The following is a 15,198-nucleotide window of genomic DNA, read 5'->3' on the forward strand; positions in this document are numbered from 1 at the left end:
CGGGGCGCCGCATTACAATGTCGGCCATGACGCAAACAGTGCTCCTCGCCATCGATACGTCGACCGAATACTGCTCGGTCGCGCTGCTGCGCTCGGCTCCGGCCGATGACGCCGTTTCAACCCTGCAAACCTGGGTCCGCCACGAGCTCACGGGCGCCGTGTCGAGCACCCGCGTGCTGCCGGCCATCCAGGAACTCTTCGCCGAATCGGGCCTCACGTTCGCCGACTGCGACGCGATCGCGTTCGGCGCCGGCCCCGGCTCGTTCACCGGGCTGCGCACCGCGACGGGCATCACCCAGGGGCTCGCGTTCGGGCGCGGGCTGCCGGTCGTGCCGGTCGGCACGTTGCTGACATGCGCCGAGCATGCGCGGCTGCGCGCGCCGGGCACGACCCGCGTGCTGGCCGCGCTCGACGCGCGGATGGACGAAGCGTACTGGGCCGACTTCGCATGGGACGACGCGGCGGGCGACTGGCGCACCGTGCATCCGGCGTCGCTCGATGCACCGGCTGCCGTCGGCGTGCCCGACGCGCCGTTCACGCTCGCCGGCAACGCGGCCGCCGCGTTCGGCGCGCAGCTGCCGGCCGCCGCGGCCGCGGCCGTGATCGACGGCGAAGCGCTGCCGCATGCGCTGGCCGTCGCGCATGCGGCGCTGCGGGCGTTCCGCGCCGGCCGGACGGTGCCGGCCGACCAGGCCGCGCCCGAATACGTGCGCGACAAGGTCGCGCAGACCACCGCCGAACGCATCGCGGCGCGCGCCGTGCAGAAGGGCGGAGCGCAAGGATGACGGGCGTACTGTTGAGCGACCGCTATTTGTCGCCGATGACCGACACCGATCTCGACGAAGTCGTCGCGATCGAGCAGGTCGCGTACGAATTCCCGTGGAGCCGCGGCAACTTCGAGGATTCGCTGCGCAACGGCTATTTCGGCGTATGCCTGCGGCACGTGACGGGCGCGCTCGTCGGCTATTGCGTGCTGATGCCGGTGGTCGACGAGATGCACCTGCTGAACCTGTGCGTGGCGCCGGCCGCGCAGCAGTCGGGCGCCGGCCTCGCGCTGCTGCGCGAAGCCGTGCGCATCTCGCGCGCGGAACGGCTCGACGGCGTGCTGCTCGAGGTGCGGCCGTCCAATCCGCGCGCGATTCATCTGTACGAGCGCTTCGGTTTCGTGACGATCGGCCGGCGCAAGAACTACTATCCGGCGCGGCATCGCAGCCGGGAGGACGCGATCGTGATGCGTCTGACGCTGAACAAGGACGAAGGGGACGCGCATGGCGTGGGCTGAAGCAGCGCTCGAGGAAATGGGACTCGCGCAGGTCTGGGTGCGGCGCGGGCAGCACGCGCAAGGCGGTGAAGCGGGCGGGGCGAACGCGGCGCCCGCTGCGGGATCGGGCGTGGCGGACGATGTGCCGGCCGTTGCGGCCGCAACCGTCGCGGCAACGCCAGCGTCGCGCCCGGCGGCAGAGCCGCCGCGCAATACGCAGCCGCCTACCCGAACGTCTCCGCGCGGCAATACGTTGCCGGCTGACGGAGCCGCACGCGACGAGGCGCTGGCCGGCGGAACGGGCAGCGAAACGGCCGGCGAAACCGGCGGCAAAACCGGCAGCGAAGCGGGCAGCGCACCGCGTGCCGCGATCGACGACGATCGTGCACCGGTCCGTCCCGCGCCGGCCGCTGCCGCGGACGACATGCCGCCCGTCACCGAAGACGATTTCGCGTGGTTCGACGCGGCGCCGCCCGGCGATCCGCTGCCGGACGAAGCGCGTCCTGCCGCGACACCGGTCGCGATGCTCGACTGGGATGCGCTCGCCGCACGCGTTGCCGACTGCACGAGCTGCCGACTGTGCGAGAAGCGCACCAATACCGTGTTTGGCGTCGGCGATCGCGAAGCGGACTGGATGCTGATCGGCGAAGCGCCGGGCGAGAACGAGGACAAGCAGGGCGAGCCGTTCGTCGGCCAGGCCGGCAAGCTGCTCGACAACATGCTGCAGTCGCTCGCGCTCCAGCGCGGCGAGAACGTCTACATCGCGAACGTGATCAAGTGCCGGCCGCCCGGCAACCGCAATCCGGAGCCCGACGAGGTCGCGCGCTGCGAGCCGTACCTGCAGCGCCAGGTCGCGCTCGTGAAGCCCAGGCTGATCGTCGCGCTCGGCCGCTTCGCCGCGCAGACGCTGCTGAAGACGGACGCGAGCATCGCATCGCTGCGCGGCCGCGTGCACACGTACGAAGGCGTGCCGGTGATCGTCACGTACCACCCGGCGTACCTGCTGCGCAGCCTGCAGGACAAGTCGAAGGCGTGGGCCGACCTGTGCCTGGCGCGCGATACGTTCCGGCGGGCCGGTGACGCGGACACGAACGGGCCGGCCGGACAATGACGCACGGCGCGGCGTGCGCGTTCGTCGATACGCTGCGCGATGCCGCGGTTCGCGATCTGGGCTGGCTCCTCGCGAGCCCGAGCCTGCTCACTGCCGCCCCCGGCGCACCGCTCGCGCATCCGTGGTCGGACGCGGTCGAGCGCGTGGCCGTCGAAGCGTGGCTCACCGCGCTCGATGCCGCACCCGAGCCGCTGCACCGCGCGCTCGACGGCTTGCGCCCTGTGCGGCTCGGCCGTTATGCCGAATGCCTGCTCGAATATTTCCTCACGCACGGGCCGTCGCTGCGGCTCGTCGCCGCGAATCTGCCGCTGCGCACCAACGGCAAGACGCTCGGCGAAGTCGATTTCCTCGTCGATGCGCCGGGCGGGCAGCGCCTGCACTGGGAACTCGCGGTGAAGTGCTATCTGTGCGCGCCGGTGGCGGGCGATGCATCGCTCGCGGATTTCGTCGGCCCGAATCTCGTCGATCGCCTGGACCGCAAGCGCAGCCGGCTGCTCGAGCATCAACTGCGGCTGAGCGATCGCCACGGGTTCGCGCTGCTCGGCTACGGCGCGCCGTCCGATGCGCAAATGTTCATCAAGGGCTGGCTGTTCTATCCGCACGGCGTGCCGCTGCCGCCGGTGGCAGCGGAAATCGCGGCCGATCATCCGCGCGGCTTCTGGCTCACGCACGCGCAGTGGCCGGCCTGGGCGGCCGCTCAGCCCGAAGGTGCGGGGTGGAACGTGCTGGCGCGGCTCGCGTGGCTCGCGCCGCGGCGCGCCGCGGCCGATGGCACGCCCGAACCGCTGGCGGATGCGCTTGCGTTGCCGTCCGTATTGACCGCGCGCCAGGCGCCGGCGCTGATCGGCGTGCACCGACAGGACGGCGACGGTGTATGGCGGGAGACGGCGCGCGGCTTCATCGTGCCGGACGACTGGCCGGCGCGCGCGCAGGCGTTCGCCGCGCAGGACCACTGACGCCGCGTCAGCCGGCGCTTACCACCAGCGATGGAAGTGATGGACGGGGCCGACGCCGCGGCCGACGTCGAGCTGGCCGCTCGCGGCGATCGCACCGGTCAGGTAGACCTTCGCTTCGCGCACCGCGCTGTCGAGATCGGGTTGCTGCGGCAGCAGCGCCGCAATGGCCGACGACAACGTGCAGCCCGTGCCGTGCGTATTGCTGACCGGCACGCGGGCGCCGTCGAGCCGCACCGCATGCGCGGCATCGACGAGCCAGTCGGGGCTCGCGGCCGTGTCGGGCAGGTGGCCGCCTTTCATCAGCACGGCGCGCGCGCCGGTCTTCAGCAGCGCGTGGCCTTGCCGGACCATGTCGTCTTCGGTCGTCGCGGGCGTGTCGCCGAGAAGGGCCGCCGCTTCGGGCAGGTTCGGCGTGACGACGGTCGCGAGCGGCAGCAGCGCGTCGCGCAACGCATCGACCGCGTCGGGCGCGAGCAGCGCATGCGCGCTCTTCGAAATCATCACCGTATCGAGCACGACGAAGCGCGGCGTGTAACGCCGCAGCGCGTCGGCTACCGCGTGCACGATCGCAGCGTTCGCGAGCATGCCGATCTTCACCGCGTCGATGCGGATGTCGTCGAACACCGCGTCGAGCTGCGCGGTCACGAACGCGGCGTCCGGCGCGTGCACGCCGGTCACGCCGCGCGTGTTCTGCGCGGTCAGCGCGGTGATCACGCTCGCGCCATACGCGCCGAGCGCGGAGAAGGTCTTGAGATCGGCCTGGATGCCTGCGCCGCCGCCCGAGTCGGAGCCGGCGATCGTCAGGACGTTGGGTATCGGGTGCGTCATGATGGCAACGCGCCGGTTCGAAGACCGGCGCCGACGGACGGAAGCGGAAGGAACGGCAAGTGTAGCGTCAGTGGCGCGATTCGCCGATCAGCGCAACCGAGTCGAACTGACGCTGGTTCGCCTGGTGGCGGCGCATCACGAGCCACATCGTCAGGCACACGAACGTGCCGAACAGCACGATCACGACGCCGACCGGCACGTCGAGCCACACCAGCACCGCATACAGGCACAGCATCACGAGCACCGACAGGTTCTCGTTGAAGTTCTGCACCGCGATCGAGTGGCCGGCCGACAGCAGCACGTGGCCGCGATGCTGCAGCAGCGCATTCATCGGAACCACGAAGTAGCCGGACAGCGCGCCGACGCCGATCAGGAAGATGTACGCGACGATCAGGTACGCCGGCAGGCGGAGGTGGCCGAAGTGCACGGCCCAGTGCGCGGGGAACAGGTCGCGCGTGTAGAACGCCATCAGCATGACCGCGATACCCATGATGATGCCGACGGGCAGCACCGAGAGCGACTTCTTCAGCGGGATCCGCGCGGCGGCGGCGATCGCACCGCCCGCGACGCCGACGGCCACCACCGCCTGCAGGATCGCGCCTTCGGACAGCGACATGTTGAGCGAGACTTCGGCCCACTTCAGCACGATGAATTGCAGCGTCGCGCCGGCGCCCCAGAACAGCGTCGTGACCGCGAGCGAGATCTGGCCGAGCTTGTCGCGCCAGAGCACCATGAAACAGTCGGCGAAATCGGTGAGGAGCTTGACCGGGCCGCGCTCCTGCTTCGGGTAGCGCGCGCCGGTATCGGGAATCCGCAGGTTGAAGATCGCGGCGATCACGTAGATCGCCATGATGATCACCATCGCCGCTTCGGCCGGCGTGCCGATCCAGGCGGGCGTGTGCGCGATCACGTGCGACGCGATGTGCGGGCTGATCAGCGCGCCGCCGAGCACGGTGCCGAGGATGATCGAGCTGACGGTCGTGCCTTCGATCCAGCCGTTCGCGGCGACGAGCCGGTCGGCCGGCAGCAGTTCGGTCAGGATCCCGTATTTCGCGGGCGAGTAGGCCGCGGCGCCGAACCCGACGATCCCGTATGCGATCAGCGGGTGAGCGCCGAACAGCATGATCATGCAGCCGACCACCTTGATCGTGTTGGTGATGAACATCACGCGCCCCTTCGGGCGCGAATCGGCGAACGCACCGACATAAGCCGCCAGCACCACATACGACAACACGAAGAACAGCTTGAGCAGCGGTGTCATCCAGTTGGGGGCGTGGAGGTCTTTCAGCAGGGCGATGGCGGCGATGAGAAGCGCATTGTCGGCCAACGACGAGAAAAACTGCGCGGCCATGATGGTGTAAAAACCTTTTTTCATCTGATGCGATGCTTTCGTCGCTGCGGCAGGGCCGCGTAGGCCGCCTGGTATGCGATCGGCTTATTCCGTTCGAAATGGGTTGTGCGCACGGCTTTATAACACGAAAATACAGCAATTCGGACTAGCAAGATTCCCCGATCGTTCCGCAAATTGTCGGCTTCGGTGCTCAAAAGGCGCGGTAAGCTGATGATTCGCAAGCGTCTTTACGTAAATTTCCCATGCCGCGCCCGATCTCCGCCACCATCCATACCGCCGCTCTCGCGAACAATCTCTCCGTCGTCCGCCGCTTTGCCGGCCCGTCCAAGGTCTGGGCGGTCGTCAAGGCCAACGCGTACGGCCACGGTCTCGCGCGCGTCTTTCCCGGCCTGCGCGGCACCGACGGCTTCGGCCTGCTCGACCTCGACGAGGCCGTGAAGCTGCGGGAGCTCGGCTGGGCCGGCCCGGTCCTGCTGCTGGAAGGGTTCTTCCGCTCGACCGACATCGACGTGATCGACCGCTACAGCCTGACGACCACCGTCCACAACGACGAGCAGATGCGGATGCTGGAGACGGCGCGGCTGTCGAAGCCCGTCAACGTGCAGTTGAAGATGAACAGCGGGATGAACCGGCTGGGTTATACGCCGGAAAAATACCGCGCCGCGTGGGAGCGCGCCCGTGCGTGCCCCGGCATCGGCCAGATCACGTTGATGACCCATTTTTCGGACGCCGACAACGAGCGCGGCGTCGCCGAGCAGCTCGCGACGTTCGAGCGCGGCGCGGAAAGCATCGCGGGCGCGCGCAGCCTCGCGAATTCGGCGGCCGTGCTGTGGCATCCGGATACGCACTTCGACTGGGTGCGGCCGGGGATCGTGCTGTACGGCGCATCGCCGTCGGGGCTGTCGGCCGATATCGCCGACACGGGGCTCAAGCCCGCGATGACGCTCACGTCCGAGCTGATCGCCGTGCAGACGATCGCGAAGGGGCAGGCGATCGGCTATGGCTCGACGTTCTCCGCGCCCGCGCAGATGCGCGTGGGCGTGGTCGCATGCGGTTACGCGGACGGCTATCCGCGCGTCGCGCCCGAAGGCACGCCGGTGATCGTCGACGGCATCCGCACGCGGATCGTCGGCCGCGTGTCGATGGACATGATCACCGTCGACCTGACCCCGTGCCCGCAGGCCGGCGTCGGCGCTCGGGTCGAGCTGTGGGGCAATGCACTGCCGATCGACGACGTCGCGCGTCATTGCGGGACCATCGGCTATGAACTGATGTGCGCGGTCGCCGGCCGCGTGCCGGTGCGCGCGGAATAAGGGCAGCACGCGTGGCGAAACAGAAAACCGTCTACGTCTGCAGCGAGTGCGGCGGACAAACCCCGAAGTGGCAAGGGCAATGCCCGTCGTGCCAGGCCTGGAACACCCTCGTCGAATCGGTCGCCGAGTCGCCGGCCGCCCATCGCTTCCAGTCGCTCGCGAAGCGGGCGCCCGTGCAGCGTCTCGTCGACATCGAGGCGGCCGACGTGCCGCGCTTCTCGACCGGCATCGGCGAATTCGATCGTGTGCTGGGCGGCGGGCTGGTGCCGGGCGGCGTCGTGCTGATCGGCGGCGATCCGGGCATCGGCAAGTCGACGCTGCTGCTGCAGTCGCTCGCGGACATCGCGAGCGTGCGGCGCGCCCTCTATATCAGCGGCGAGGAATCGGCCGCGCAGATCGCGTTGCGCGCGCAACGGCTCGCGCTGCTCGACGGCGGCGCGCCGGCGGCCGAACTGAAGCTGCTCGCCGAAATCCAGCTCGAGAAGATCCAGGCCGCGATCGACGCGGAACGGCCGGACGTCGCCGTCATCGACTCGATCCAGACCGTCTATTCCGAAGCGCTGACGTCGGCGCCCGGCTCGGTCGCGCAGGTGCGCGAATGCGCGGCGCAGCTCACGCGCATCGCGAAGCAGTCGGGCACCGCGATCATCATGGTCGGGCACGTGACGAAGGAGGGCAACCTCGCCGGCCCGCGCGTGCTCGAACACATCGTCGACACCGTGCTGTACTTCGAGGGCGACACCCATTCGTCGTTCCGGCTCGTGCGTGCGTTCAAGAACCGCTTCGGCGCGGTAAACGAGCTCGGCGTGTTCGCGATGACCGAGCGCGGGCTGCGCGGCGTCGCGAATCCGTCCGCGCTGTTCCTGTCGCAGCACGAGCAGGTCGTGCCGGGTTCGTGCGTGCTCGTCACGCAGGAGGGCACGCGTCCGCTGCTGGTCGAGATCCAGGCGCTCGTCGATACCGCGCATGTGCCGAACCCGCGCCGGCTGGCGGTGGGCCTCGAGCAGAACCGGCTCGCGATGCTGCTCGCGGTGCTGCACCGGCACGCGGGCATCGCGTGTTTCGATCAGGACGTGTTCCTGAATGCGGTGGGCGGCGTGAAGATCACCGAACCGGCTGCCGACCTCGCGGTGCTGCTCGCGATTCATTCGTCGATGCGCAACAAGGCACTGCCGAAGGGCCTGATCGTGTTCGGCGAAGTGGGGCTGGCCGGTGAAATCCGGCCGTCGCCGCGCGGCCAGGAGCGGCTGCGCGAGGCGGCGAAGCTCGGGTTCACCGCCGCACTGATTCCGAAGGCGAATGCGCCGAAGCAGCCGATCGAAGGGCTGAACGTGATGGCCGTCGAGCGGCTCGAGCAGGCGATCGACCGCGTGCGCGATCTCGAATGACCACGCGTGGCGCGCTCCGCCGCGCGCCGGCTCGCGGTGATCTGTCGCGTAATTGACTGTAAAGAATATGTAGGCTGCTGTAACCCGCCGGACATCGCTTTTCCCTATCCTTTGGCGATTGTCGAACCGCGCAATGCGAAGGGAACCTATGTTGAAACAGTATGGGGAAGCGCCGAGCGGACGCCTTTACAACCTGCGCGGCTGCCGCGTATCGGAGCCGATCGTCCAGCCGTGGGGCGGCGGATGCCGGATCGTCGAATGGATCGACGACGAAGGGCGCCTGGCGCGCCGGGTCGTGTCCGAGGACGTGACCGAAGCGGAGGTCGCCGCGGCGATCCGCCGGCCGCCCGAAGGGCGGCGTCACCTGATGGGCGACGACGAGCAGATGCCGCGCGATACGTTGCCGCGGCGTTGAGCGGTAGCGCGGCCAGCAGACGACTGGCAGATGGCTGGCAGACGGCCGGCGCAACACCGTCGAATTCAGCGAAGCAACGAGGCCGGGCCAGGGCGCCCGGCCTTGTCGTTTCCGGGCCCGGCGTGGCGTGACCGGTTCGCGCGGCCGTTGATCGCCCCGAGCCGCGAGGCAGCCGATGAATGGATCGGCGGACGGCACCCGGGGCCGTGTTCAGCCGATCTGCTCGAGCTCTTCCTGCAAGGCAAGCCAGTCGGCCTCGACCGTCTCGAGCCGCGCGTTGACCTCGCCCAGCTTGCGGATCGCTTCGGTCAGCTCCGTCTTGCGCGCGGCTTCATAGCTCGCCGGATCGGCGACGAACGCGTCGAGGCGCGCCTTCTCGGCGTGCAGCGTTTCCATTTCCTTTTCGAGCTTCGTGATGCGGTTCTGCAGCGGCTTCTTCAGCTGCGACAGGCGCTGGCGTTCCTCGGCCGCCTGGCGCTTCTGGTCCTTGCGGTTCACGCCGGGATCGGCGCCCGCGGCGGCCGCGCTGTCGGCCTTCGCGGCTGCGCGCTGCTCGGCGGCGTGCTGCAGCAGCCAGTCGCGGTAGTCGTCGAGGTCGCCGTCGAACGGCTGCAGGCGGTGCTTCGCAACCAGCATGAACTGGTCGGTGGTCGCGCGCAGCAGGTGGCGGTCGTGCGACACGAGGATCAGCGTGCCTTCGAACTGCGCGAGCGCCATCGTCAGCGCGTGCCGTGTCTCGAGGTCGAGGTGGTTGGTCGGTTCGTCGAGCAGCAGCAGGTTCGGCTTCTGCCAGATGATCAGCGCGAGCGCGAGCCGCGCCTTCTCGCCGCCCGAGAACGGGCCGACCGGGCTCGTCGCCATGTCGCCGGAGAAATTGAAGCCGCCGAGGAAGTCGCGAAGTTCCTGCTCGCGCGTATCGGGGGCGAGCCGCGCGAGATGCGCGAGCGGCGAATCGTCCTCGCGCAGCGTTTCGAGCTGGTGCTGCGCGAAATAGCCGATCGTCAGCCCCTTGCCGTCGCGCACGTGGCCCGACAGCGGCGCGAGCGTGCCGGCCAGCGTCTTGATCAGCGTCGACTTGCCCTGGCCGTTCGCGCCCAGCAGGCCGATGCGCTGGCCGTTCTGGATCGACAGCGCGACCCGTTCGACGATCGGGATCTCCGCACCGTCGTCGCCGTGGTAGCCGCAACGGACGTCTTCCATCACCATCATCGGGTTCGGCGCGGCGTCGGGCGTGCGGAACTCGAACGTGAACGGCGACGCGATGTGCGCGGGCGCGATCAGCTCCATCTTCTCGAGCGCCTTCATCCGGCTTTGCGCCTGCTTGGCCTTGGTCGCCTTGGCCTTGAAGCGATCGACGAAGCTCTGCAGATGCTCGATCGTCTTCTGCTGCTTTTCGTACGCGTTTTGCTGCAGCGCCAGCTGCTGGGCGCGCAGCACTTCGAACTGCGAGTAATTGCCGCCGTAGCGCTTCACCTGGCGATTTTCCAGATGCAGCGTGACGTTGCAGATCGAGTCGAGGAATTCGCGGTCGTGCGAGATCACGACGAGCGTACCGGCGTAGCGGTGCAGCCAGTCTTCGAGCCAGACGATCGCGTCGAGGTCGAGGTGGTTCGTCGGTTCGTCGAGCAGCAGCAAGTCGGAGCGGCACATCAGCGCCTGCGCGAGGTTCAGGCGCATGCGCCAGCCGCCGGAGAAGCTGGCGACCGATTCGCGCGTCTGCGCGAGCGTGAAGCCGAGGCCGAGCAGCAGCGCTTCGGCGCGCGCGGGGGCCGTATAACCGTCGGCGTCGGCAAACGCCGCGTGCGCGTCGGCTTCGGCCGCGCCGTCATGGGCCGCCGACGCGGCGGCGATGCGCGCCTCGATCTCGCGCAGCGCGGTGTCGCCGTCGAGCGTGTAGTCGAGCGCCGAGCGGTCGACGGCGGGCGTTTCCTGCGACACGTGGGCGATCCGCCACGACGGCGGCATCGAGAAATCGCCGGCGTCGGAATGCAGCTCGCCGCGCAGGACCGAGAACAGCGTCGATTTGCCGGCGCCGTTCGCGCCGATCAGGCCGGCCTTCTCACCGGGATTGAGCACGAACGAGGCTGACTCGAACAGCGGCTTGGTGCCGCGCGCAAGACTGAACTGATTGAAACGGATCACGGCGGGAATGACTAGCGAAAACCGTTATTCTAGACTGCGCGCGCGTCGCGCCGGATATCGGCCGTTCGGCAGGTGCCGTAACGGCCCGATTTCGCCTAGACTCCACGTCGATCCGGTTTCGTAAAAGGAGTGCCCGATGTCCACCCTGTATTCGTTCAGCGCGGAGACGCTCGCCGGCCAGCCGGTTTCGCTCGATGTGTATCGCGGCAACGTGCTGCTGATCGTCAACACCGCGAGCGAGTGCGGTTTCACGCCGCAGTACGCGGGGCTGCAGAAGCTGTACGACCAGTACGCGGCGCGCGGCTTCTTCGTGCTCGGCTTCCCGTGCAACCAGTTCGGCAAGCAGGAGCCGGGCGATGCCACGCAGATCGGCGCGTTCTGCGAGCGCAACTACGGCGTCACGTTCCCGATGTTCGCGAAGATCGACGTGAAGGGCGATCACGCGCATCCGCTGTACCGCTACCTGACCGACGAGGCGCCCGGCATCCTGGGCCTGAAGGCGATCAAGTGGAATTTCACGAAATTCCTGATCGACCGCGACGGGCGGATCGTCAAGCGCTACGCGCCGTCGACGAAGCCCGAGGAAATCGCCGCGGATATCGACAAGCTGCTTTGAGCGTTTGAAACGGCGCGCGGGCGTGTCGGATCGAGCCGGCCGCGTCGGCAGCGCCGGGCCGAACGGCGGGCAACCGTGTGTCGCCATGCCGGCGGCGCGGGCGGCCGCTCGCGTTACCGCTGCCGCTACAGGATCGGCGCGAACAGGCGCGCGACGTGCATCGCGATGCGCCGCCACGCGGGCGAGTGCCGATACTCGTTCGCATCGACCTCGCATGCCTGCGCGAAATCGGCGTCGAGCATCGCTTCGACCTCGTCGGCGAACGGGCGGTCGACGGTCAGCACCATGATCTCGAAGTTGAGCCGGAACGAGCGGTTGTCGAGGTTCGCGCTGCCGACTGCGGCCGCGATGCGGTCGATCAGCACGACTTTCTGGTGCAGGAAGCCCGGCCGGTAGCGGAACACCTTCACGCCCGCGTCGACGAGGTCGCGCGCATAGAGCTTCGACGCCTCGAACACCACGTAGTGGTCGCGCCGGCACGGGATCAGGATCCGCACGTCGACGCCGCGCATCACCGCGAGCTTCAGTGCGGCGACTACCGCTTCATCGGGCACGAGATACGGCGTCGTGATCCACACCCGTTCGCGCGCGGCGTTGATCGCCTCGACGAAGAACAGCGAGCCGGTTTCCTGTTTGTCGGCCGGCCCCATCGGCACCGCGAGGCAATGCATCGCGTCGTCGGGCAGCGCGGGCGGCGGGGCGGAGAGCGGCGGCAGCGTCTGCGTGGCCCAGTGCCAGTCTTCGGCGAACACGTACTGGATGCTGGCGACCACCGGGCCGCGGATCTCGATATGGGTGTCGCGCCACGGCGACAGGCGCCGGTTCGCGCCGAGATACTCGACGCCGACGTTGTGTCCGCCGACGAACGCACGATTGCCGTCGACGACGACGATCTTGCGATGGTTGCGGAAGTTGAGCTGGAAGCGGTTGACGAACTTGCGGTGCGTCGCGAACGGGGAGACCTCGACGCCGCCGCGGCGCAGCGCGTCGACGTAGCGGTGCGGCAGGTCGAAGCTGCCGATGCTGTCGTACAGCACGTAGCAGCGCACGCCGGCTGCCGCGCGGGCGAGCAGCGCGTCGCGAAGCATTTCGCCGAGCGCGTCGTCGCGCACGATGAAGAACTGGACGATCACGTAATCGCGCGCGGCGTCGATCGCCGACAGGATCGCCGCGAAGGTCGCATCGCCGTTCACGAGCGTGCGCACCGCGTTGCCCCCGACGAACGGCATGCCGCCGAGCCGCGTGAGCGCGAGCACGGCGGCCCGGCCGATCGCGTCGGCGGCCAGCCCGTCGGTTGCGTCCGCATCGAGCCAGCGTGCGCGCTGCGTGTGCGTGCGCAGCGCTTCCATCTCGTGGCGCCGCGCGTCGACGTAGCCCGAGAACTTGCTGCGGCCGAGGAACAGGTAGGGGATGAGCGTCAGGTACGGCATCGCCGTGAGCGACACGGCCCACGCGATCGCACCCTGCGACGTGCGCGTGTTCATGAGCGCGTGACATGCCGCGATGATCCCGAGCACGTGGACGGCCAGGATCAGGGTACCGAGATGTAGCCAGTCGAGGGTCATGGGCGCGTGACGGACTCCTGAAGTCGTGCGGCGCGACGGCCGCGTACGCGCATCTTACCCAACCGTGCGGACGAGCGGTGAGCCGTACCGCACGGTTCGATTGCGGCGCGCCGTCAGGCCTTGCGCGGCAGGTCCGACGCCTGGATCAGGAACACGGTGTCGTCGCCGGCGCTGGTGGGCAGCCACGTGAGTTCGAGGCCGCCGAATGCCGCTTCGACGTTCTCGCGCTCGTTGCCGATCTCGACGACGAGCACGCCATCGTCGTGCAGCCATTTGTGCGCTTCAGCAATGATCCGCCGCACGATGTCCATCCCGTCGGCGCCGCCCGCGAGCGCCATCTCCGGCTCGTGCCGGTACTCGGGCGGGAGCGCCGCCATCGACGTCGCGTTCACGTACGGCGGGTTCGTCAGGATCACGTCGTAGCGCGCGTCGGGTTCCGCGCGGAACGCGGGCAGCGGCGCGTAGAGGTCGCCGCGATGCAGCGTGATGCGATCGTCGAGGCCGTAGTCGCGCACGTTGATCTCCGCGACTTCGAGCGCCTTGTCGGACAGGTCGACCGCGTCGATCTCGGCATTCGGGAACGCGCTGGCCGCGAGGATCGCGAGGCAGCCGGAGCCCGTGCACAGCTCGAGCACCGCGCCGACCTGCTCGGGGTCGGCAACGTACGGCTGCAGCCCGTCGTCGAGCAGCTCGCCGATGAACGAGCGCGGCACGATCACGCGCTCGTCGACGTAGAAGCGGTGGCCGTGCATCCACGCTTCGTGCGTGAGGTACGCGGCCGGCACGCGATCCGTCGCGCGGCGCTCGATCACGGCGAGCACGGCCGCGATTTCATCGGGCAGCAGGCGCGCATCGAGAAACGGTTCGAGCGTGTCGAGCGGCAGGTCGAGCGTGCGCAGCACGAGGTAGGCGGCTTCGTCGTAAGCGTTGTCCGAGCCGTGGCCGAACGCGAGCTTCGCCTTCGAGAAGCGCGTGACTGCGTAGCGCAGCAGATCGCGAACAGTTGCAAAAGGTGTCGTCATGCGAGGCTCCGTCAGGCGATCAGTTGTTCAAGCACGCCGCGATACACGTTCTTCAGCGGGTCGATGAAACGTACGTCGATGTGCTCGTCGATCTTGTGGATGCTGCCGTTCGGCGGGCCGAACTCGATCACCTGCGGGCAGATGCGCGCGATGAAGCGTCCGTCGGACGTGCCGCCCGTCGTCGACAGCTCGGTCGTGAGGCCGGTTTCGGTGCGGATCGCGTGCTCCAGCGCGTTCGACAGTTCGCCGCGCGGCGTGAGGAACGGCAGGCCGCTCACCGACCACTTCAGCGAGTATTCGAGGCCGTGCTTGTCGAGGATCGCGTGCACGCGGGCCTGCAGGCCCTCGACGGTGCTCGCCGTCGAAAAGCGGAAGTTGAACATCAGGTCGGCGTGGCCGGGGATCACGTTGGTCGCGCCGGTGCCCGCGTGCAGGTTCGACACCTGCCACGTGGTGGGCGGGAAGTATTCGTTGCCTTCGTCCCACTGCTCGGCAGCGAGCTCGGCGAGCGCCGGCGCGAGCAGGTGGATCGGGTTCTTCGCGAGGTGCGGGTACGCAATGTGGCCCTGCACGCCCTTGACGACCAGTTCGCCCGACATCGAGCCGCGGCGGCCGTTCTTCACGACGTCGCCGAGCTCAGCGGTCGACGTCGGCTCGCCGACGATGCAGTAGTCGAGGCGCTCGCCGCGTGCTTCGAGCAGTTCGACGACCTTCACGGTGCCGTCGGTGGCCGGGCCTTCCTCGTCGCTCGTGATCAGGAAGGCGATCGCGCCGCGGTGGTCGGGGTGGGCCGCGACGAATTCCTCGGACGCGACGACGAACGCCGCGAGCGACGTCTTCATGTCGGCCGCGCCGCGGCCGTACAGCTTGCCGTCGCGATGCGCGGGAATGAACGGCGGCGAAGTCCACTGCTCGAGCGGGCCGGTCGGCACGACGTCGGTGTGGCCCGCGAACGCGAGCAGCTTGCCGTCGCGGCCGTCGGTGCCGCGCTTGACGGCCCACAGGTTGGTCACGCCGTGCGACGCGATGGTCTCGCATTCGAAGCCGAGCACGGCGAGGCGCTCGGTCATGATCTGCTGGCAGTGCTGATCGTCGGGCGTGACGGACGCGCGGGCGATCAGCTGTTCGGTAAGGGCTAGGGTGGCGGACATGGTTCGGACCACTTTCGATAAAAAATGCCGGCGCGGTGGCCGGCAGCGATGAGGCGTCGTGCGCAGCGCGGGCGCGGCG

General features: G+C 68.7%; 14 protein-coding genes. 8 read left to right on the top strand and 6 right to left on the bottom strand.

The window, feature by feature from the left end; genetic code table 11:
* Positions 1 to 17 precede the first annotated feature (17 nt).
* From tsaB to C7H84_RS13940, 4 genes are read left to right on the top strand one after another with little or no spacing between them, the layout of a single operon-like run.
* On the top strand, positions 18 to 785 hold the full coding sequence (gene tsaB, locus C7H84_RS13925) for a tRNA (adenosine(37)-N6)-threonylcarbamoyltransferase complex dimerization subunit type 1 TsaB (protein WP_121859323.1): 768 nt from the start codon (positions 18 to 20) through the stop codon (positions 783 to 785).
* The gene (gene rimI / locus C7H84_RS13930) at positions 782 to 1,282 is read left to right on the top strand and encodes a ribosomal protein S18-alanine N-acetyltransferase (RefSeq protein WP_121859324.1); all 501 of its coding nucleotides are present in this window, start codon (positions 782 to 784) and stop codon (positions 1,280 to 1,282) included. Before tsaB ends, rimI begins: the two co-directional genes overlap by 4 nt.
* Positions 1,269 to 2,372, top strand: a complete 1,104-nt coding sequence (locus C7H84_RS13935; RefSeq protein ID WP_121859325.1) for a uracil-DNA glycosylase — start codon at positions 1,269 to 1,271, stop codon at positions 2,370 to 2,372. The genes rimI and C7H84_RS13935 overlap by 14 nt, the downstream gene beginning before the upstream one ends.
* The gene (locus C7H84_RS13940; protein ID WP_121859326.1) at positions 2,369 to 3,328 is read left to right on the top strand and encodes a DUF1853 family protein; all 960 of its coding nucleotides are present in this window, start codon (positions 2,369 to 2,371) and stop codon (positions 3,326 to 3,328) included. Before C7H84_RS13935 ends, C7H84_RS13940 begins: the two co-directional genes overlap by 4 nt.
* A gap of 18 nt (positions 3,329 to 3,346) precedes the next feature.
* Here the strand turns inward: C7H84_RS13940 and thiD are convergent, their stop codons facing one another.
* Both thiD and lplT read right to left on the bottom strand, forming a co-directional pair.
* Positions 3,347 to 4,156, bottom strand: a complete 810-nt coding sequence (thiD, locus tag C7H84_RS13945) for a bifunctional hydroxymethylpyrimidine kinase/phosphomethylpyrimidine kinase (protein ID WP_121859327.1) — start codon at positions 4,154 to 4,156, stop codon at positions 3,347 to 3,349.
* Positions 4,157 to 4,223: 67 nt separating this feature from the next.
* The gene (gene lplT / locus C7H84_RS13950) at positions 4,224 to 5,531 is read right to left on the bottom strand and encodes a lysophospholipid transporter LplT (RefSeq protein WP_121859328.1); all 1,308 of its coding nucleotides are present in this window, start codon (positions 5,529 to 5,531) and stop codon (positions 4,224 to 4,226) included.
* Positions 5,532 to 5,749: 218 nt separating this feature from the next.
* Here lplT and alr point away from each other — a divergent pair, with 218 nt between their 5' ends.
* The 3 genes from alr (at position 5,750) to C7H84_RS13965 (ending at position 8,623) form a co-directional block, all read left to right on the top strand.
* A complete protein-coding gene (gene alr, locus C7H84_RS13955) occupies positions 5,750 to 6,820 on the top strand; it encodes an alanine racemase (protein WP_121859329.1) in 1,071 nt (356 codons plus the stop codon).
* A gap of 11 nt (positions 6,821 to 6,831) precedes the next feature.
* Positions 6,832 to 8,208, top strand: coding sequence for a DNA repair protein RadA (gene radA / locus C7H84_RS13960; protein ID WP_121859330.1), 1,377 nt, complete (start codon positions 6,832 to 6,834; stop codon positions 8,206 to 8,208).
* Between the two features lie 148 nt (positions 8,209 to 8,356).
* Positions 8,357 to 8,623: a DUF2866 domain-containing protein gene (locus tag C7H84_RS13965; protein WP_121859331.1), complete on the top strand. Its 267-nt coding sequence runs from the start codon at positions 8,357 to 8,359 to the stop codon at positions 8,621 to 8,623.
* A 210-nt stretch (positions 8,624 to 8,833) separates the two neighbouring features.
* Here C7H84_RS13965 and C7H84_RS13970 read toward each other — a convergent pair whose 3' ends face one another.
* Positions 8,834 to 10,765, bottom strand: coding sequence for an ATP-binding cassette domain-containing protein (locus C7H84_RS13970; protein ID WP_121859332.1), 1,932 nt, complete (start codon positions 10,763 to 10,765; stop codon positions 8,834 to 8,836).
* 136 nt (positions 10,766 to 10,901) lie between these two features.
* Here C7H84_RS13970 and C7H84_RS13975 point away from each other — a divergent pair, with 136 nt between their 5' ends.
* The gene (locus C7H84_RS13975) at positions 10,902 to 11,381 is read left to right on the top strand and encodes a glutathione peroxidase (RefSeq protein WP_121859333.1); all 480 of its coding nucleotides are present in this window, start codon (positions 10,902 to 10,904) and stop codon (positions 11,379 to 11,381) included.
* Between the two features lie 125 nt (positions 11,382 to 11,506).
* Here C7H84_RS13975 and cls read toward each other — a convergent pair whose 3' ends face one another.
* The 3 genes from cls to dapE form a co-directional block, all read right to left on the bottom strand.
* A complete protein-coding gene (cls, locus tag C7H84_RS13980) occupies positions 11,507 to 12,946 on the bottom strand; it encodes a cardiolipin synthase (RefSeq protein ID WP_121859334.1) in 1,440 nt (479 codons plus the stop codon).
* Between the two features lie 113 nt (positions 12,947 to 13,059).
* On the bottom strand, positions 13,060 to 13,968 hold the full coding sequence (prmB, locus tag C7H84_RS13985) for a 50S ribosomal protein L3 N(5)-glutamine methyltransferase (RefSeq protein WP_121859335.1): 909 nt from the start codon (positions 13,966 to 13,968) through the stop codon (positions 13,060 to 13,062).
* A gap of 11 nt (positions 13,969 to 13,979) precedes the next feature.
* Complete coding sequence (gene dapE, locus C7H84_RS13990) at positions 13,980 to 15,119, bottom strand: succinyl-diaminopimelate desuccinylase (RefSeq protein WP_121859336.1); 1,140 nt, start codon at positions 15,117 to 15,119, stop codon at positions 13,980 to 13,982.
* Positions 15,120 to 15,198 lie beyond the last annotated feature (79 nt).

This window comes from Burkholderia sp. Nafp2/4-1b (assembly GCF_003635165.1).
Classification (GTDB): domain Bacteria; phylum Pseudomonadota; class Gammaproteobacteria; order Burkholderiales; family Burkholderiaceae; genus Burkholderia.